This window comes from Butyrivibrio sp. INlla16, from assembly GCF_900104155.1.
Classification (GTDB): Bacteria; Bacillota; Clostridia; order Lachnospirales; family Lachnospiraceae; genus Butyrivibrio.
The window spans coordinates 25,364-45,479 of sequence record NZ_FMYB01000037.1; the positions used below are offsets into that span (position 1 = coordinate 25,364).

At 37.9% G+C, this 20,116-nt stretch carries 16 protein-coding genes; 15 read left to right on the forward strand and 1 reads right to left on the reverse strand.

The window, feature by feature from the left end; all coding sequences use genetic code 11:
* Positions 1–58: 58 nt before the first annotated feature.
* Genes BLR42_RS15490 through BLR42_RS15500 form a run of 3 tightly spaced genes read left to right on the forward strand, consistent with a single transcriptional unit; the run spans position 59 to position 4,037 of the window.
* Complete coding sequence (locus tag BLR42_RS15490; protein WP_091871015.1) at positions 59–637, forward strand: D-sedoheptulose-7-phosphate isomerase; 579 nt, start codon at positions 59–61, stop codon at positions 635–637.
* Positions 638–2,482, forward strand: coding sequence for a thiamine pyrophosphate-binding protein (locus BLR42_RS15495; RefSeq protein ID WP_091871017.1), 1,845 nt, complete (start codon positions 638–640; stop codon positions 2,480–2,482).
* A gap of 31 nt (positions 2,483–2,513) precedes the next feature.
* On the forward strand, positions 2,514–4,037 hold the full coding sequence (locus BLR42_RS15500) for an N-acetylneuraminate synthase family protein (protein ID WP_091871020.1): 1,524 nt from the start codon (positions 2,514–2,516) through the stop codon (positions 4,035–4,037).
* Positions 4,038–4,043: 6 nt separating this feature from the next.
* Here BLR42_RS15500 and BLR42_RS15505 read toward each other — a convergent pair whose 3' ends face one another.
* Complete coding sequence (locus BLR42_RS15505; RefSeq protein ID WP_091871023.1) at positions 4,044–4,913, reverse strand: Uma2 family endonuclease; 870 nt, start codon at positions 4,911–4,913, stop codon at positions 4,044–4,046.
* Between the two features lie 375 nt (positions 4,914–5,288).
* Here BLR42_RS15505 and BLR42_RS15510 point away from each other — a divergent pair, with 375 nt between their 5' ends.
* The 12 genes from BLR42_RS15510 (at position 5,289) to BLR42_RS15565 (ending at position 19,845) form a co-directional block, all read left to right on the forward strand.
* On the forward strand, positions 5,289–6,212 hold the full coding sequence (locus BLR42_RS15510) for an NAD-dependent epimerase/dehydratase family protein (protein WP_091871026.1): 924 nt from the start codon (positions 5,289–5,291) through the stop codon (positions 6,210–6,212).
* Between the two features lie 30 nt (positions 6,213–6,242).
* On the forward strand, positions 6,243–7,976 hold the full coding sequence (locus BLR42_RS15515; RefSeq protein ID WP_091871028.1) for a glycosyltransferase: 1,734 nt from the start codon (positions 6,243–6,245) through the stop codon (positions 7,974–7,976).
* Positions 7,977–8,063: 87 nt separating this feature from the next.
* On the forward strand, positions 8,064–9,158 hold the full coding sequence (locus BLR42_RS15520) for a radical SAM/SPASM domain-containing protein (protein ID WP_091871031.1): 1,095 nt from the start codon (positions 8,064–8,066) through the stop codon (positions 9,156–9,158).
* Between the two features lie 5 nt (positions 9,159–9,163).
* Positions 9,164–10,189, forward strand: a complete 1,026-nt coding sequence (locus BLR42_RS15525) for a radical SAM protein (protein ID WP_091871033.1) — start codon at positions 9,164–9,166, stop codon at positions 10,187–10,189.
* A 76-nt stretch (positions 10,190–10,265) separates the two neighbouring features.
* Positions 10,266–11,309: a glycosyltransferase gene (locus tag BLR42_RS15530; protein ID WP_091871036.1), complete on the forward strand. Its 1,044-nt coding sequence runs from the start codon at positions 10,266–10,268 to the stop codon at positions 11,307–11,309.
* Positions 11,310–11,314: 5 nt separating this feature from the next.
* On the forward strand, positions 11,315–12,352 hold the full coding sequence (locus BLR42_RS15535; protein WP_091871039.1) for a glycosyltransferase family A protein: 1,038 nt from the start codon (positions 11,315–11,317) through the stop codon (positions 12,350–12,352).
* A gap of 32 nt (positions 12,353–12,384) precedes the next feature.
* Entirely contained in the window at positions 12,385–13,839 is a 1,455-nt protein-coding gene (locus tag BLR42_RS15540; RefSeq protein WP_091871041.1) for an aldo/keto reductase, read from the forward strand.
* A gap of 18 nt (positions 13,840–13,857) precedes the next feature.
* A complete protein-coding gene (locus BLR42_RS15545) occupies positions 13,858–15,177 on the forward strand; it encodes a radical SAM protein (RefSeq protein WP_091871044.1) in 1,320 nt (439 codons plus the stop codon).
* Positions 15,178–15,180: 3 nt separating this feature from the next.
* On the forward strand, positions 15,181–16,362 hold the full coding sequence (locus tag BLR42_RS15550; RefSeq protein ID WP_091871049.1) for a radical SAM protein: 1,182 nt from the start codon (positions 15,181–15,183) through the stop codon (positions 16,360–16,362).
* A gap of 34 nt (positions 16,363–16,396) precedes the next feature.
* On the forward strand, positions 16,397–17,671 hold the full coding sequence (locus BLR42_RS15555) for a radical SAM protein (protein ID WP_091871051.1): 1,275 nt from the start codon (positions 16,397–16,399) through the stop codon (positions 17,669–17,671).
* Between the two features lie 23 nt (positions 17,672–17,694).
* Positions 17,695–18,852 (forward strand): FkbM family methyltransferase, encoded by a 1,158-nt coding sequence (locus tag BLR42_RS15560; protein WP_091871054.1) that lies wholly within the window; start codon positions 17,695–17,697, stop codon positions 18,850–18,852.
* A gap of 87 nt (positions 18,853–18,939) precedes the next feature.
* Complete coding sequence (locus BLR42_RS15565) at positions 18,940–19,845, forward strand: SPASM domain-containing protein (protein WP_091871057.1); 906 nt, start codon at positions 18,940–18,942, stop codon at positions 19,843–19,845.
* Positions 19,846–20,116 lie beyond the last annotated feature (271 nt).

Sequence of the window (20,116 nt, forward strand, 5' to 3'; positions counted from 1 at the left end):
TGAAGACCCAGATATAGAGCGCTTAATGTATGATGTTTTATAAAAAAGGGAAATGACTATGAATATCAAAGATTATAATGAATATCTTAAAGAAGTCATCAGATTACTGGAGAGCGTTGTCATTACTGAAAAAGGACAAGAACTTTCCTACAGTGACGGAATAGAGAGAATAATAAATGCATTAAGTGCAACGAGACAGGCTCATAGGCAGCTTTTCTTTGCAGGTAACGGCGGAAGCGCTGCAATTGCGGGGCACATGACTGCTGACTATTTGAAAAATGCTCACATGAGAACTGTGAGTTTGTATGATAGTCCTGTTCTTACATGCCTGGGCAATGACTATGGCTATGAGTATGTGTTTTCTAAGCAGCTTGATATGATGGCAGAGCGCGGAGATTTGCTCATTGCCATAAGTAGCTCCGGTAATTCACAGAACATCGTAAATGCTATCGAGATTGTAAAAGGGTTGAAAGGAACGGTTATAACTTTTACCGGATTTGAAAAGACCAACAGAGTAAGAGGGATGGGGGATATAAATGTTTATGTTCCCTGCAGTAGTTTTGGCAAGGTTGAATCCATCCATCAGCTAATTATGCAGCAGGTGGTTGATGAGATGATGGAACGAGAGGAAGACTAGATGAATGTTGCTGAATATGTAATGGATTTTCTTGAGAGCGTGGGCGTTAAGCACCTTTTTATGCTGAGTGGTGGCGGAATAATGTATCTTGTTGATGCTGTTGGAAGGAGCAAAATTGACTATGTCTGCTGTCATCATGAGCAGGCAGCAGGAATAGCGGCTCAGGCTTACGCCATGAAGAAAAATGATTTGGGCGTATGCATGATTACAACGGGCCCCGGTGGTACCAATGCTCTGACAGCACTTGGGGCAGCATACACGGATTCTACACCTATGCTCTTTTTATCCGGACAGGTAAAAAGGGCGGATTTTGCGAGCCTGAGGAAGGTTCGCCAGTTCGGCGCTCAGGAAAATGACATAATATCCATGGCAAAGCCTGTCGCAAAATATGCTGTTACTGTCATGGAACCTGAAAAAATCAGGTATCACATGGAGAAGGCTGTTCATGAGGCAATGACAGGAAGAAGAGGTCCTGTGTGGATCGACATTCCCCTTGATGTTCAGAACAGTGAGATTGATCCGGATAAGCTTGAAGGATATAGCACTGCAGATGACGAGAATCCATCACTTTTTAGTGAGAACGATATATCAAGAATGGCAAGAGAACTGTGTGAAGCTCTTAGCTCATGCAAAAGACCGCTTTTCATCATTGGACATGGTCTTATTGCTGATGGAGCAGAAGAGCTTTTCCTCAAAGTAAATGAACTAATCAAGGCTCCTGTGATTGCTACCTGGAGAGCTCTTGATGTTATGGACTATGATGATCCGTACTTCTTTGGAAGCCCGGGACTTCAGGCTCCAAGATACTCAAATATCATAACTCAGGGAGCAGACCTTGTTGTAGTGCTTGGTTCAAGACTTGACAACATGATAACTGCTTTTAATGAGAAGCGATTTGCCTTGAGGGCTGATAAGAAATTTATAGTTGATATTGATGAAAACGAAATAGATAAGTTGGCCATGCCGGGAAAGGTCAAAATAGTTTCCGGAATAGCAACTTTTCTAGAGGCATTATGCAAAGAATTAGAAAAGAGACATTCTTCAGTACCTAAAGCAGATGCTGGCTATGGAAAAGGGATGCTTGGCGATTACTCACAGTGGCTCACTTTTTGCCATGATATGAAGGAAAAGTATCCGATTTTGGCAGAGAAGCAGACCGCGGAGCTTCCCGGAGTCGATTTGTATAAACTTTCTATTAAATTGTCAGAAAAATGTAAAAAAGATGATACAATAGTGATATCATCCACAAGCAGGTGCAATACTGCGGGACACATGGCGTTTAACCATAAAAAGGGGCAGAGAACTATCTCATCCATGGCATTCGGATCCATGGGATTTGCTCTTCCGTCTGTTGTCGGCGCGTATTTTGCAGCTGATAAAAACAGGGTGATATGCATTGAGGGGGACGGAAGTCTGCAGCTTAATATACAGGAGCTTCAGACTATTGTTCATCACAGGATGGACGCAAAGATTTTTGTGTTTTCTAATATCGGATATGCTGCAATAGCAACTATGCAGGACAGGAACTTTGGTGGATTCCATGTGGGATGTGACAAGGGAAGCGGCCTGAGCCTTCCGGATATGTCCAAGATAGCTGAAGCCTATGGAATAAAATATTACAGTATTGCAGATAATTCCGACATAGACGAAACTCTCGAAAAGGTCATGAATTTGGATGGACCGGTTATTTGCGAGTTTTTCGGTTCTATTTTGTTTGATGAAATCCCCAAATGCATTTCCAGTTTAGATGAAAATGGTAAAAGAGTATCTGCGGCATTGGAGAATCCTTTCCCATTCCTTTCGGAGGAAGAGATGAAGGGAGTTTATTCAGAGATAGATAGCTGAATTTGTAATAGATTCTTATGAGGGTAGTGCCATGAAAAACAGACCACTTTTCGTATTTGAAATGGCGAATAATCATCAAGGGAGCGTAGAACACGGAAAACGCATTATTCGTGAAATTGCGGCTGTGACAAAGGATTTCCCCGAATTTGATTTTGGTTTCAAGTTCCAGTACAGGGATTTGGATACCTTTATTCATCCTGCCTATAAAGATAGGGATGATATCAAAAATATTAAAAGATTTAAGGGTACAAGGCTTTCGCAGGAGGAATTTGCAGAGCTTTATAAAGAAGTAAGAGATAATGACTTTAAGGCAATATGCACTCCCTTTGATGAGATTTCTGTGGATAGGATAGCGGAGCAGGGCTATGACTATATAAAGATTGCCAGCTGCTCTTTTACTGATTGGCCGCTCCTTGAGAAGATTGCAGAGAAAAATATGCCTGTTATAGCGTCGGGTGCCGGAAGCGACTTAGAGGATGTCCGCATGGTTGTTGGCTTCTTCTTGAACAGAAATATAAAGATATCTCTTATGCACTGTGTTGCTGAGTATCCTACTCCCAATGAGCATTTGGAACTCAATCAGATTGATTTCTATAAGCAGTTATTCCCGGAAATCAGGATAGGATTCTCCACACATGAGGCGCCGGATAATACTCTGCCAATAAAGCTTGCAGTTAGTAAGGGTGCAGAGATTTTTGAAAAGCACGTGGGGGTACCTACGGACACAATAGAACTGAACGGATATTCTGCGAACCCTGAACAGGTAAGAGACTGGCTTGAAGCTGCAAGACTTGCTTTTGCTACCTGTGGTACCGAAGGTGAACGATATCATTCAACCAAGAAGGAGCAGGATGATCTTGCTGCGCTTCGACGCGGAGTTTTTGCAAAAGAGGGACTTCCTAAGGGAAAGGTAATAGGACCAAACGATTATTACCTTGCTTTTCCATGCGTTCCTGGGCAGCTTGTTGCCAAGGATTTATCCAAGTACAACATCATAAGGACACTTGGCGAAATCAGCGATGCTGATGCGCCTATCATGAGAACTGATGTTGAAGTAAAAGACGTAAAACAGGAGATACCGGAGCTGCTTCGAGATGTTATAGGGCTTCTAACTGATAGCAATGTGGTGGTTCCTATTGGCTCGACATGTGAGATCTCTCATCATTACGGAATAGATAAGTTCAAGGAAATCGGAGTAACCATAATCGAATGTATTAACAGGGAATACTGCAAAAAGATACTGGTGGTTCTCCCCGGTCAGGATCATCCTGTGCATTATCATGTGAAAAAAGAGGAGACCTTTGTGGTGCTCCATGGGACTCTTGAAATTACTTTAAATGGTGAGACCAAGACCCTGAAAAAGGGCGATCTCATGACAGTTGAGAGAAATGTGAAGCATAGCTTTACCTCAAAGGATGGCTGCGTGTTTGAGGAGATATCCTCCACACATTATCTCAACGACTCCTTCTATGATGATACTAAGAACTTTATAAGACCGAGGAAGACAAAGGTTCATCTGACAGAGGATATATTGCAGACTATTAATGGAAAGTAGATCATTTTAGGAATCCAATAGAAATGATATTTCTTTCAAAATTGGGGCAAAATCCACTTTGCATTTACCTTCATATAAAGCAATTGGTACCTTGTCATTAAAACCATAAATTGTCACATCGAATTCATGCGCAAAGTCATACACAAGAATTTTTTGCTTGTCGATATCAATCATCCAATACTCATTGACTCCGGCTTTCTCATACTTTGTAAGTTTGGTGGTCATATCCTTCTTTTTAGTGGATGAAGAAAGGACTTCTATTATGAAGTCGGGGGCACCATAAACCTTGCGCTTAATAATTTTGTCTTTGTTACAAACAATCATAAAGTCGGGTTGAAGCATTGTTTTATCATCCATGTCTAGCTGTACATCGCAAGGAGACATAAGTGGAACGCATGACCCATTATTAGAATCTATATAGTTTTTTATCTGAGTACCAATGCTAAACGCTACTATCTGGTGTGTGGTAGAAGGGGCTCCCATATCATAAAAAACACCATCTATAAGTTCTACGCGTTGATCATCCGGAAGAGCGTAGTAATCCTCTAATGTAAATTCACCTGGCTTTTTTGATGCTTTTATTTTTGCAGCAAGTGCTGCATTTTTTTCTGCTTCTTCCTTCTCTGAAGATACGAAATCTGCAAAGGTTTTTCTGACTGAAGAACCATAAATGGCCCCATCTTCTTCTAATGATTTATTCTCAGGGTGATCACCCAGGACGCTTTCTAAGGCAATGAGAGTATCATAACGTGGCGTCTTGGTAACACCACCAAGTACCTTCTGTACTGTGCCTATGGGGACTCCGGATAACTTTGCAATCTGTTCGTATGAAAGGCCTAGTTCATTTTTTCTGATAACCATCTGTTTTATATTCATGAGGTGTCCTCCTTTGGATATGCAATATTATCTAATGCATATCCATTATATACCCAAATCAAACCAATTGCAATACAAATGGATATCCATTAATAGCTATCGGCGTTGCGTATAGTAGCTGTTATTTAAAGAGTATAATTAAAAATTATCAGATAATTGCTATTCTTTTAGCAAAAAACCAATATAATATGATAAAATGAAATAGATTATTTCATACAATTAACGTCTTATTTTATCGGAGAAGAAACCGATACGTAATATACACTATATACAATTGCTGTACATAAAAGATAAATTTGCAGAGGGGGCAAAGGTGATCTTGATAGGTACTTTTATTGTTATATCTAAGGATAATCCCTCAAGAAAGAAATAATAATGGAGCTGCATAGAATAATAGTTACCGGTGCCAGTGGACCACTGGGAGTAGTTCTAATAAAAGAATGTATCAGGCGGGGAATCGAGGTCGCAGCACTTGTGAGGCCGGGATCGAAGAAGAGAGATGATATTCCGAAAGACGAGCTAGTGCATGTCTATGAAGTGGATCTTGGTAAAATAGCAGATTTTTCGTTTGAAGATAATAAACCATACGATGTGCTGATTCACTTTGGATGGATGTATACGGAAGGCAGCGGAAGGTACGATGCATTAAGGCAATCAGAAAATGTAACAGCTACGCTTAAGACGGCTGAATTTGCAAAAAGGTGTGGATGCAATGTATTTGTGGGAGCAGGATCGCAGGCGGAGTATGGTCCGCAAAACAAAAAACTTGATGAGACGGCAGAAACCAAACCTGTTGTAGCATACGGAATAGCTAAGACAGCGGCTTATAATCTTCTGAAGGAATATGGAAGAATGAATGATATGCGTATCAATTGGATTCGCATATTTTCTGTATATGGACCATATGAAAATGACTATGTTTTCACATCATATGTGATACGGACTCTGCTTGAAGGAAAAGAGCCTGAGCTTACGGCATGTGAGCAGAAATGGGATTACTTATACTGTGAAGATGTTGTGAGAGCATTTCTGTTGGTTGCAGAAAAGGCACAAGGGAGCGGCATATATAACCTTGGAGCCGGACAAACATGCAGTCTAAAAGAGTTTGTGGAATGCATAAAAGATACTATTGATCCGTCATTGTCACTTGGAATAGGAAAAAGACCTTACAGCGAGAATCAGATTATGCATCTTGAAGCAGATATATCAAAAATATGTAAGGATACAGGGTTTGAACCAGAGATATCCATACAAGAGGGCATAAAAAAGACTGTGGAATGGTATAAATCAACTATTTGAGTTCAAGATCACTATGTTGAGGGGATTGTTTTGAATCTGGATAAAGCCTTTTCATTATTTGAAGAGAATAATTATGACGAAGCTATGAAGGAGTTCATAGCTCAGTTTGCTATGGCAGATTCAGAGGAAGACAAAGGATATATTTTTAATATAATCTACGAAAATTTCATTAAACCAAACGATGTAGAGTTCAGGGATAGTTACAACAAGAACGTACAGTATTTTAAGGATAATGATTTATTAAATGGGATTGCCCCCATACCATATCAAGAACTACCACTTTTCCTTATCCCTGTATCCGATGATAAATACTATCTGTGGAACAGATTCAGCAACAGCTTCTGGGGAGATGAAGCACTGGATTTGGAATTTTTGCGAAATCTAAAAAAATCATCGGAAAAACTATTTGATTCGATTTTACTAGATGGTTTTGCGGATATGAGAGCTGTTTCAGCAGAACTCTGTGCTAAAAGCTATGCAAATAATTATCTCGTGTTTTCGGATGACTTTATGGCTGCAATATTCTGGGCTTTTATGATGGTTCCGGGATTTGCAACAGACGTGCTTCCGCAGGTTCGCGTGTTTGGCAGTACAGATGATTTAAAATGCTTTTTGATAGAGAGTGGAAACTATGTACCAAGAACTGTGAAGGTAGCAGGTGAAAACGATTATAAAGGTTTTTTTGAAGCTGTTCATGAAAAAAGACTGGAAAGCGAGAAAAAAGCAAAGCCCATATTATCTATATGCATTCCCACCAGAGGAAGAGGCGAAAAGGCTCTTAGGAATGTTAATAGGCTGCGAGAGCTATTATATGATGAAGAAATAGAAATAGTCGTAGCAGATAACGGGACAGAGGGTGAGGATGAAAACTACAAAAAGATAGAGATGATGCCCGGTGAAGATTCGAGAGTAAAGTATAAAAAGTTTCCACCGGATACATTTTGTTCAAGTATAGAGAATGTTTTGCGACTTTCAAGTGGAAGCTTTGCAGTTCTTTGCTCCGACGAAGATAATATGGATCTTAACGCATTGGGAGATGCTCTTCAATTTATTTACGAACATAAGAAAAAAGGAGCAATTCTTTTCAGGCTAAGAAGTAGTAGCGGACAGATTTTATATGATGATTACAATGATACAACAGATGTATTTGACTCAGTGATATCATCATTTTCTGTCAATTATGTGACCGGTATCTGTTACAACATGGATAGGCTGCGTGAGAATGACTTTGGGGAGGCAATAATCAGCAAATATCATAAGCAGAACTATTACTATGATATCTATCCTCACAACGTATTTTTTCTGTTTCTTGCAAAAAACTATGAAATGGGCGGGAACGGAACAATCCTGTTTAATAAAAAGGATGATAATAAAGAAGAGGCGAAAGTTTTTACTGAAAATATAAACACTGACAGATTTTTATATCAAAAGCTGGAATCGAGATTTGCACACCTTGACGCGCAGGTACGGTTAGTGCTTGATCTTGGACTGACTGATGATATTAGTATAGCAGTGCTTGTTGAACTTCAGGAACGGGTATATAAGCTACTCTACGGATCATACTATTTACACTATGGGCATATGAGCAGCCAAAGGTCATGGGAAGAGTGCTGCGAAGAAATATATAGAAATAATCTTGCGATGTGGAATAGGGATGAACTTAAGAAGCTGTGTCACGGCGATATGCATGAGAGAATAGTAAAAGTTCTGATTAAATACCGGGATATACACATGGCTGAAAAACCGAATAAGTGGAATGGCTAAGAATGTTCCTTTTTTTCATAACAGAATATATGAAATACACCGATATTAATAGTGTTAGCTTATTTTTTATATAAATGGGGGCATATTATGGGCGATGAGAAGCTTAATGAAAGAGAGAGTAAAAAGAGAAATTCACTTAAGGAAAAGAAACCTTATGTTTATGAGAAAATTCAAAAGTTTGAAGAAAAATTTAAGCGCGGAGAGTCAATTGCGATCATTCAAATGCAATATAACTATGCCTGTAACTTTCATTGTACACATTGCTCAATTAAAAGATTCAGAGGCGTAAACAGTAATCGTCAGATGGATCCAGATGCAGTAAGAGAGCTTGCAAGACAGGCGGATGAACTGGGACTTGCAAGATTCGTAATTACAGGTGGAGAGCCGCTTGTTTTTCCTGATTTCGATGAGGTTGTTAAGGCAATAGATCCGCAGAAATTCTATATAAATGTAGATACTAATGGCTGGTTTTTGGATGTGGAAAGAGCAAAACACCTTAAAGAAATAGGTGTGGATCGTGTTCAGCTTTCAATTGACAATCTGGAAGAAGCGGGACATGATGCATTTCGTGCGTATGAAGGATCCTTTGCAAAAACCATGAGGGCTGTTGATGCATGTCAGGAAGTTGGTCTCGACATTTTTATTCAAACGGTTGTTACCAAGCAGAGGCTCCACAGTGAAGAGTTTATTAAGTTCATAGAGTACTTCAATGGGCGAGGAATAGGTGTATTTGTATCTTTTGCGAAGCCTGTAGGAGCATGGGAAGGTCAGTATGACATCATGATAGATGATGATGACCTGAAATTCTTCAATACTTTGGAGAAAAAGTATCATGTATATTCTCATCTTACTCCAGGATATGGACTGGAGATGGGGTGTATTGCGGTAAAGGGAATGTTCTCTGTAACACAGTATGGAGATGTTTTGCCTTGTCCATATATTCATATTTCAATAGGTAATATCTTCAATGAACCCTTAAAGGATATTATCGAAAGAGGGTTTAGCATTAAGTATTTCGGAGAACATATAGATGTCTGCACAATAGCACAGGATAAAGATTTTATCTGCAACTATGTGGAGAAATGTATTTATAACCACGAGCTTCCGGTAAATAGTGATGATGTATTCGGACCAGAGGCTGCGACAAAGGTTCCATTTCAGGATTATAAAAAGGAGAGCTGAGCTGGATGAAAGCTAGGTTATTAGATAGTGAAGCACCAGGTGGAAAAAGGCAGAATCTTGCAGAAAAGCTCCCACTTTCAACTCCGTATGTGGTTCAATTTTTTCCGATTTATGCCTGCAATTTTACCTGCAAGTATTGCCATCATTCAATACCGAAAGAAAAGCGTAAATTTGTAACAGACTGGCCTGTTATGAAGTATGAGCTCTATGAAAAATGTATTAGCGAGCTTGCGCAGTTTCCTGAAAAAATCAAGACCTTAAGATTTGTTGGTATGGGTGAGCCACTTCTTCACAAGGACATTGTGAGGATGGTAAAAAGGGCAAAAGAACTTGATGTTGCTAATAGGATAGAGATAATCACCAATGGCTCTCTTTTGACGCATGAGATGTCAGACGGACTTATAGCTGCAGGACTTGACAGGCTGGTAATATCGCTTCAGGGAACGAGTGCTGATAAGTATAAAAAGGTATGTGGAATTGACCTTGACTTTAACAGTTTTGTTGATAATATCAGATACTTTTATGAGCGCAAGGGCGAAGCTGTTCAGATGTATTTGAAAATCGTGGATATAGCACTCGATGATGAAGAGGATAAAAAGCGATACTTCGATATTTTCGGAGATATCTGTGACACTATAGGAATTGAAAATACAGTTCCTATTTTTCCGGATGTGAGCTTCAATAAAGATCTATATAAAGCTAAGGGTATAAAGACTCAGTTCGGGCTTCCGATGAAGCATGTAAAGGTATGTCCGCAAGCTTTTTATACAATGCAGATTAATCCCGATGGCAAAATTGTCGGCTGCTATGCGGTATATTATCCCAGAATCCTTGATGATTGCAACGAAAGAAGTCTTGTAGATATTTGGAATGGTGAAGGCTACATGACATTTAGAAGACAGATGCTTGATGGAAGGGAAAATGTATGTAAGTTCTGTGAGGAATGTGCGATTAATGATTTCAGGATTTTCCCTGAGGATGATATAAGTGATTACGCAGAGGAACTTAAGGCAAAGTACAAACAGTTATAGGTTAAAGAAGTAAATTTATATAAAGGATATAAGTGAACGAGAAGACTTTTGCAGCATAAAATGATGGGGGATCTAAATGGCTAAAGGCACTAGTTATCCACTTGTAAGTATAATTATTCCAAATTTCAATCATTCAAGATATCTTGATGAGTCTATTCAGAGCGCTCTAAATCAGACATATCCCAATATTGAAGTAATAGTAAGTGATAATGCATCTACAGATAACTCAATAGAGGTTATCTCAAAGTATGTGGACAGAGGGGTTATTGTAAATAAAAATCCGCAGAATCTCTATAACTTTAATTATGACATTCTTGATGATTGGGTTGAAGGGGACTATTTTGTACTTCTTTGCGCAGACGATGTGCTTAAGGAGACTTTTGTTGGAAAGGCAGTAGCCATTATGGAACAGCATCCGGAAGTAGGATTCGTTCATGGAGAACGAGACTATATAGATGAGAATGGAGTGATAACGGAGCTTGATCCTTTCTTTAATTGTAGTTTTATAGCTCCAGGAGAAGAGGTTATGCCTATTTTTTCAGTGACTGATATAGGGCAGTCAGCACAGGCAGTGATAAGGACTTCTGCATTTAAGAAAATCGAATTACATGATACTGAGAGCGATCACCTAAATATAGACAGGGAACAGTGGTTTAGACTTTCAATGGTGTCTGATTATGCATATATACGTGAAAAAATGGCACTTATCCGAATGCCTGAGGTAACAAGTGAAACATCAAGAATTGTTGAGACATTTTATCATCCTATAGCGCTTTATCATACGGCCAAAAGCTTTGAAGAGTGGGCGAAACTCCGTAATTATCCAAAGGTTGAAGAAAGAGTGGAATTATCATTAAAAAGGTTTGCTAAAGAATGTCTTGGCTTTACAAAAGTATTCCTAAAAAGAGAAAAGTTTGATCTGTCAAAGCAGTATCTCTTATTCATGAAGCTTGTGGACAGGGAAGTAGTGAAGGATCCGGATTATATTCAATGCATTGAGGCACTAGAGAGGAAGGATGCATCCGGAATTGCGGTTGAGGAGTATAAAAAGAGCAGTAATTATTCAAAACGCAAAAGAAATTATGAACCACCTGAAAACTATACTCTGCTGGAGGTGTAGGGCTGATGAAAGACAATACTTGTGCATATATTTTCATACCAGTTTATGATGATTTTTCATTCCTTGACAGAACGATTGATAGTATTTTTAGACAGACTGTAGATATATCGAAAATAAGGGTACTTATTGGCAAAAACAATACCGGAATGGAGGATTATAAAAAAGTTCTTCAATATGAAATTGACCATCCTGCCACAATATCTGTAATTCATGAAAAAAAGCCTACAACACGAGGAAGAATTCTTAAGCATATGCTTAGGCATCTTAGGTTCACTAAGGTTGATTATTCTGTAATTTTGGAGCCTGGTGATGTTATTTATCCTGATTTTCTAAAAAAGGGGATGCAGGTACTGTCACTTAGGAATTTTAGCGGTGCAGTTATATTTGAAGCAGATTTGTGGGACGGAAATCAAGAGTATACGGTGCAACCTGTTTACAGCAGTAATTGTATATTAGATAATCTTAGCAGGAGTGAATACTATAGGCGAGATGGCTCTCATAAAATAATTGTTTTGTATAAGAATCTTTTTACCGACATAGAAATGAAATTACCATATTTTCAGGTTATAGCAGACTATTACAGTGAGTGGTTTTCACTAATTGTTAATAGAGAAAGAGAAATAACATATTTTAGGAATAGTATGGGATGCGTTTATAAAAAAGGCGTTACGGATGCTGCTTCTGATCTTGTAAAGAGAACTTTCCTAATTAAGCGAAATATGTATGCGCTTGAAACAGGAGTTTTTTCAAGCGAAGAGGCGTCAGATGTTGAGCTTGCTGAAAGGGATGATGCATACCATAATCTGTCGAACAGAGCACTACAGTTGGCACTTTATAAATTGGGAAATGGCGAGTATAAAGAGGTGGAAGATTGTCTGATATATGCGGAGATGATTGATCCCAAAGTAGTTTGTGGAGATATTTATGCCGATATATCAGATATGTTCAAAAAGAAAAACAGGAATAAAACAAAAATAGAGGAACTTGCTATGGCGCTTATGGTACCAAGCATTGCACCACCGAGGGAGGCAAGGTGTTTCTGATTTTGGAATAACAAGACCATCAAGGGGATGACATGATATATAAAAACTTTGGGAAAACAGGAGAAATAGTTTCTGCACTTGGAATGGGGGTATCCAGATTTTCTCCTACTGAGTGTGAAAATCCGAAAAAACGAGAAGAATTTGCGCAGGTAATTGTAAGTGCCTATGAGCATGGAATCAATTATTTTGATGTTGCTCCGACTTATTGCGGTTGGTGGGCAGAAGAAATTCTTGGGATGGCCCTAAAGCAAATTAATGGGCAGGTTCATGTAACGACAAAATCATCCTCGACACAGGACCCTACGGCAGATGCTTTGCGAAGGAGACTGGAGACATCGCTTAAAAAGCTTGGGGTTGATAAAGTGGCCTTTTATAACATGTGGGGGATACTTAATTATGACCAGTACCTTGATGTTATTAAACCGGGTGGACCCTATGAGGGAGCGCTTAAAGCTAAAGAAGAGGGACTAATAGAGCATATAGGATTTTCAGCTCATTGTACTGGAGAAGAGCTGGAGAGAATACTTGAGGATAACCTGTTTGAGGGCATGACTATTGGATATAATGCCATCAATTTCAAATTCAGGGAAAAGGGAATGATAGCGGCACAGAAAAAGGGGATTGGTGTATCTGTAATGAATCCTCTTTATGGTGGAGTTATTCCTTGTAATCCGAAGAAATTCGATTTTATAAAAAATGAAGATAGCCAAACGCTGGCGCAGGCAAGCTTGCTTTTTGTATCAGCTCATCCTGCTGTCAGTACGGTTCTTAGCGGCATGACAACATTAGGAGAAATAGAAGAAAACACTTCATGCTTTGAAGAGGCTTATTCTTTTTCAGCTGAGAAAGTGAATTCTATTAAGGCAAAGATTGAAAATGAATTCGATACTCTTTGTACGGGATGTAACTATTGCGCAGGTTGTCCACAGCATATTAAGACAAATGAGCTTATGCTTGCTTACAATCAGTATGTACTTACTGATAATTCCAAAGCAGAGCTAAGAAAATATATGAATGATGTCTGGAGATATACGGAGGAAGTTAAGTTCGATTGCAAAAAGTGCGGTATGTGTGAGAGAAAATGTACCCAGCACCTACCAATTATAAAAAGAATAGAAAAGATTAATGAGTTTGCAGATGAGTATCTACAGTATGTAAAGCCAAAGCTTATGAAATTGTTTTCAATTGAAGAAGGCGGAAAAATGGGAATATATGCGGCGGGACCCTTTGCAAAAAGACTGCTTGGAATGTATCAGAGCCTTGTGGGAAGTATAGATTTTCCGCTGTATTTCTTTGATTCTAATCCAAATAAGTGGGGAAAGGAATCAGTACTTAGTGGATATGTAGTTAATGATCCGAGCAAAATAAAGGAATTGGGTATTACTAAAGTAATAATCGCAAGCGAAGCCTTCTACAAGGAGATATATACGGCAATAAAATATCTGGAAGATGATGGTGTAGAGATTTGCGGGGTGGATATCAGGTAAATACTACGGAGGTGGAACATGCCTTGTTACTACGATTTTTATGAGGCATCAGATAATGGCGAAATAGTTAATGAGTCAGATGTTCTAAATGTATTAAAAAGCTTTAGCACACGCATTATTTGGGGCGCCGGAAATCTGGGACAGGTTATAGGAAAAGCGCTATTGGATAGGGACATCGAAATTGATTCATATTGGGATGCGAGATACGAGAGTGTAAAAAGCTGTAATGGGATAACTGTTTCGGAGCCGCTTGAGCTTGAAGATGCGAGAAATTCACTGATTATCTTTTGCATAACTAATGCCTTCGTTATTCCAAAGCTTTATCAAAAACTTGATGAAGCTGATATAAATTACATTGACGGGACAAGAATTTATGAGGCAATTTTATGTCCATCATCTGTTGAGGATTTTAAAGCATGCGAGTGCTATAAGCGCAAGGAATGTAACGTTGCGACATGTAAAAGACAAAGTAATATTGCTTTTAGATTATTTGGTAATACGGAAAAGGTTTTCATAAATACATTGGATGTATATCTGACGCAGAAGTGTTCCCTTAAATGTAAGTACTGCTATATCTATGAAAACAGCTATCCTCCGGAAAAGAAAGTGAATTTTGATAAAGAAAGGATATTAAAGGATCTTGATCTTGTGTGCGACGCAGCAAGCTTCATAAAACGCCTTGTTCCATTTGGTGGAGAGCCATTTTTGCATCCCGATATAGCTGAAATTATTGAGAGAATGGCTGAAAAGAAAAATGTCGGGACAATAGATATTATTTCGAACGGAATATTTAATCAGCCTGATGAAGTATTAAAAAGGCTTAAATTCGAAAACGTTAAGATCAATATTTCAAATTATAATCAGGCACTTCCGGAGGAAATGATAAAAAGACGCGAAGAAAATATAAGAAAGATGGCAGAGCTTGGGCTTAACGTAGTGGTACATAATGATACTCCTGAGTGGAGAAAGCCTGGGGCGCTTACAAATAATGGACTAAGCGATGATGAACTTATCGCAAAAAAGAGGTGCTGCGCTAATTTCTGCGAGATTGGTGAAAATGAAAAAGATACAACAGAAACAATGGTTGTTAAAAATGGCAAATTCTTTACCTGCCAGCATTGTGACACGATGTATAACTTGGGAGTAGTAGATGACCCTGAAGATTACATTGAGCTTGACGGATCAATAATAGGCATTGAACTGGCAAAGGAGATAAAGAAGCTGGTAAATAAGCCGTATTATGATGCATGCAGATATTGCAATCCAAGCATTGAACTCGTGGAAGTTGCAGGTGAACAGGGTGTGGATGAGAGATATGCTGTAAAAAAAGAGGTGTAAAAGATGGTAGAAACAAAGCTTACAAAGGATGAATTCACTAAGGAATTTAATAAACTTTTTGAAAACAAGCCTATAGTTATTTTTGGAGGCGGTGAAATCGGAAGACGTGCTGTTCTTAGAATGGAATATCTGGGAATCAAGGATAAGATTGTATGTATAGGAGATAATAACCCGGATAAAGCTGGACAGGTAATTGAAGATATACCTGTTATGACAAAACAGCAAATAAAAGAGAAGTATCCTGATGTAAGAATTGCTATAACAGTAGGAAATGATGATGTGGCCGGAGAAATAAGAAATGATCTTGAAGCAATGGGGTTTGACGATTTTATTTCAAGACAGGCACTTCTTCATCGTTTTGAGTATGACCATCATAGGGAAAAGGCATTGGTATATCAGAATGGAAAGTACATAATGAGGCAGATTGTAGTATGTGTTACGGAAAGATGCACCCTTAGATGCAAGAATTGTTCACAGTATATGCCTAAGTTTAAGGCTCCAAAAGATTTGGATACAAATGTTGTTATAGAAAGCATCAGAAACCTAACAGATGCTATTACATATCTTCAAGATTTGACTCTTCTTGGTGGCGAACCTTTGATGAACAAAGAATTGCCGAGAATATGCGAAGCAGTAGGTGAACTAAAGAAAAAGGGGAAAATAAAAAATATAAATATAGTATCCAATGGAACAATTATTCCTGGAAATGACTTGTTGGATGTCATGAATAAATATGGAATTATGATAATGCTTAGTGACTATGGGAAATTATCTGTGAATATGGACAGAGTTCAAAAGGCATGCGAAGAAAAAAAGGTTCAATGGAGATATGCATATCTGGGTGGAAAAAATGAGGTCAAAATCCAATATTGGAGCGAAGTGGGAGAACTGGAAGATAAAGGGTATTCGGAAGAATATGCAGTAGAAAAGTTTAAGAATTGCAATAGCGTTTATGATTGCAATACATTGTACAGAGGAAGACATTTTTTCTGTTCACAAGCAGCCTTTATGTCTGGACTTGGAATAATTGATCCTGAGAAAAACGGATATAATCTTCTCGATGAGACAATGACGAAGGAAGAAAGAATCATTGCATTCAGAAAGTATATGGATGACGAAGTACCAATTGAAGCATGCCATTACTGTGATATGCACGGACAGGTACCTGCTGCAGAGCAGCTTTGATTGTTGCAGTTTTCTTATGAGTGAGGATTAGGATATGTTTGATGTGCAGAAGTTTTATGAGGATGCTGAAGCTGGAAGAAGACCGGATTTAAATGCTTTTAAAGAATATGTTAGAGGCTTCGAGAATGTGATAATTTGGGGCGCGGGAAATTTAGGGACGGCTCTTGGAAAAGCTTTTTTAGGGCATGGTTTAAATATTTCAGTTTACTGGGATATGGATTATGAAAATATAAAATTGTGTAATGGTATAGCAGTAACTGAGCCCTTTTCTGGAGATCATAACAAAGATAATACATTGATTGTAATTGGTATTGTTAATGGAACTTTGTCTCATACTTGGCAAAAGGGGGTACTAGAAAGCAAAGGATATTATAATTATTTATTTGGAATGCAGACGTATGAGGCTATTGCTTGTAAAGAAGAAATAGGAAAGCCATTTGATGTCAGAGAGTGTGTAAATACAAGTATTTGCAATTTCAACACATGTAAAAGATACATGAATATTGTCAGGAATGGAAGAGAAAAGACAGGGTTGACTGTTCAAGTATTGGAGATAATATTATCTTCCAGATGTACATTGGATTGCAAATATTGCGGACAACAGGCAGGTGAAACCAAAAGGAGATTTCCGGAAAAGTACAGAGATTATCCGGCAGAAGATATAAAGCATTCTATTGATGTGGTAATGGATAGACTAGATGCTGTAGGTACTTTTTCTATTATTGGAGGCGAGGCATTTATACATCCGAAATTTGCCGAGATTCTGAAACATTGCCTGACAAAAGATAATGTTGCAATCATATCTATTACAACTAATGGCGTGTGTGATATGAGTGAAGAATTATTGAACGAGATAAAGAACGACAAAATAAAAATTAATTTTTCTAACTATACAGACTCACTATCTGATATGCAAAAGAAACTTTTTCATGAAAATGTTGAAAGAGTAAAGAGAGCAGGAATAGCTTGTAATATAAGTACACCGATTTGGGTAATTAATACTGATGAGTTGCGTGATAATCCGGATTTTCGGGATGAAACATTGGATAACAGGAAATCTGCATGCGTGTTTGGCCCATCAATTGCTGGTAAATATTTATATGCATGCCCCCAAACTGAAAGGCAGTTCAGAATGGAAGTACATGATGTGGAAGATGACATAATTGACTTGAATAATGAGAAGGGACTGACGGATAGACTAAGGGAACTGCTAAATAAAACACATTATACTGCTTGCCAATATTTATGCTCTAACATGAAAACTACGAGGCAAATTCCACCGGGAGAACAGTGGAGAGATGAAGACTGAAACATAGTATTAGGAGGCTTGTTATGCTTAATTCAGAAAACAAATATGTTAATGTCATGAGGAAGAACTCCGATATACCTGACGAATTAATAAATATATTAGTTAGCGACAAACCAATTTTGTTTTACGGAACAGGAAACCAAGGATTGATATGTGAAGAAACTTTGGTTGATGGTTTGGGGTTTAAAGTCGAAGCTTTTCTTAAGAGCGACGAATATAAAAACGTGGCAAATAGGTATTCTCAATTGCCTTCATATTGTTTATCAGAGTCTCCTTTTGATAAAAATGACGTTTGTATTATTTTGGCAATGGGTCGCAAAAACTCTGATTTGGTATATGATGCCCTTGATAAAGCAGGGTATAGCAATTTGTTCTTGTGCGAAGATTGGGAATCTGTAAATGCAGCGCTTAGAGAGGTGCGTTTTCAAGGTTTAATGGATGAACATGGAATAGAATTGGATAAAACAAAAGATTATATCAAAATACGTGACTTTAGGTTTAATAATCCTTGGAAAGAAAGAGATAATTATTTATCTTTTTTCCTTGGTGAATTTGGAGAGTTAGTAGCACCACATATATTGCATGATTTATCGGCATTAAGAACGGAAGGACCTTATTGCTATGGGCAGGTTGATATTTCTCCAGGTGATGTAGTTCTTGATTTGGGAGCAAATATAGGATTGTTTACGGCAACAGCATCAGCATTAAAATGCAAAGTATACGCATTTGAGCCCATAGACTTTATTAGTAAGTATCTGAAAAAAACAACGGATTTATATGAAAATATTGAGATTGTAAAAGCTGCTGCAGGAAACAAAACGGGAACGGTTACATTTTCTAAAGTGGCAGAAGATTTTCATGATATAGGAGAAAGCACCATAATAGATAGACAGAATGAGGAGGCATTTGAAGCTATAATAGTTCCGGCAATAACTATAGATGATTTTGTAGAAAAGTATAATCTGGATAGAGTTGATTTTATTAAAGCGGATATAGAAGGATCTGAACGTTATATGTTGGAAGGGGCAAAAAAAACACTGAAAGAATTAAAACCTAAAATGGCTTTGTGTACATACCATTTTCCGGATGACAAGGAAGTTATGACTAATCTTATATTAAATGCTAATCCGGATTATAAGATTGAATACAGATGGGAGAAGTTATATGCGTATGTACCGTAGATGCTTGAGGAATTATGCATAGTTAAGAATGTATATTGAAAAATATATGGAATATATATGCAAGGAAAAACGCAGGAGAATAGAGGATTGACTATTAAAGATGTTTTAAAAAAGGAAATATATTTGGTGGGTGATGATAAGCATGTCAATGATTTTCTATATGTTTTTGACATGTTTAATAATGCTACAGTTATAGAAGAGAAACAAATAGATGGAGTATTTAATGTGCATGATAATGCTTTCTTAATCATATGCACGGGAGATAAGGAGAAGTATTTAGAAATAATAAAGCAAATCAATTTGGATAGGGGAATGTACGCATTTGCTGAGGAACTTTTTGAAGACCTTGATTTTGACTGGAATAAGCTTGCTGGTGGAAGGAAAATAATACTTTGGGGAATAGGCCATGAGTGTGATAGATTTGAGAATAAATCCATGTTTTGCGAAGGGAATAACGTATATGGATATGTGGATAGTGAAAAGAGGATGGATTATAGAAATGGAAAGAAGGTCTTTTTACCGGAAGAAATTTCTGGATGGAGGGACTACTTTGTTATTATCACAACGATAAAATACTATGAGCAAGTTGCTATGGAGTTATCAAGTTATGGTTTGGTGGAAGGAATTGACTATTGTTCATACATGCGACAATATGATGCTTTTTCAGACCATTATGTTATGCCTTCTGAGATGATGAAAAAGGCTTATTATGCAGAAGTAACTGAGGGAGCATATTGTAGAGAGCCATTTACTAAATGCCAGATAGTGACTGGAGGAGATGTTGTTCCTTGTAGTTGCCCTCCATTGGTAGATAGTTTACCAATAGGAAACATTTTTTGCGAAGAATGCAATGCTGTTTGGAATAGCGTAGAAGCAAAAATTTTTAGACTTTCTATTATCAATAGGACATATGCTTTTTGCAATTTGAATTTATGTGGAAAAGCTAGAAATTATGATAATGATGTGGGTGTCAAAAGTATAGAAACACCCTAAAAATGCACATTGATAACTGAATAAAGCTATGTTTTAGTGCTGATCTGCGGTAAAATATTAGTATCAAATCCAGTATTTAACGAGGTTTCAGCCATGTCATTCATCTTAAATGATCATCAGCAATTGTCTCTTTTTGATTCTCTTACATTTCTCTCAGAAAGAAAACAGAAGATGCTTGAAAGTTCATGGGCTCATCAGTTTTCACAAGAGATCTTTGTAAACATCAATGAGATGCTGTTTGCTCCATTATACAGCAGTAGTACCAACTCAA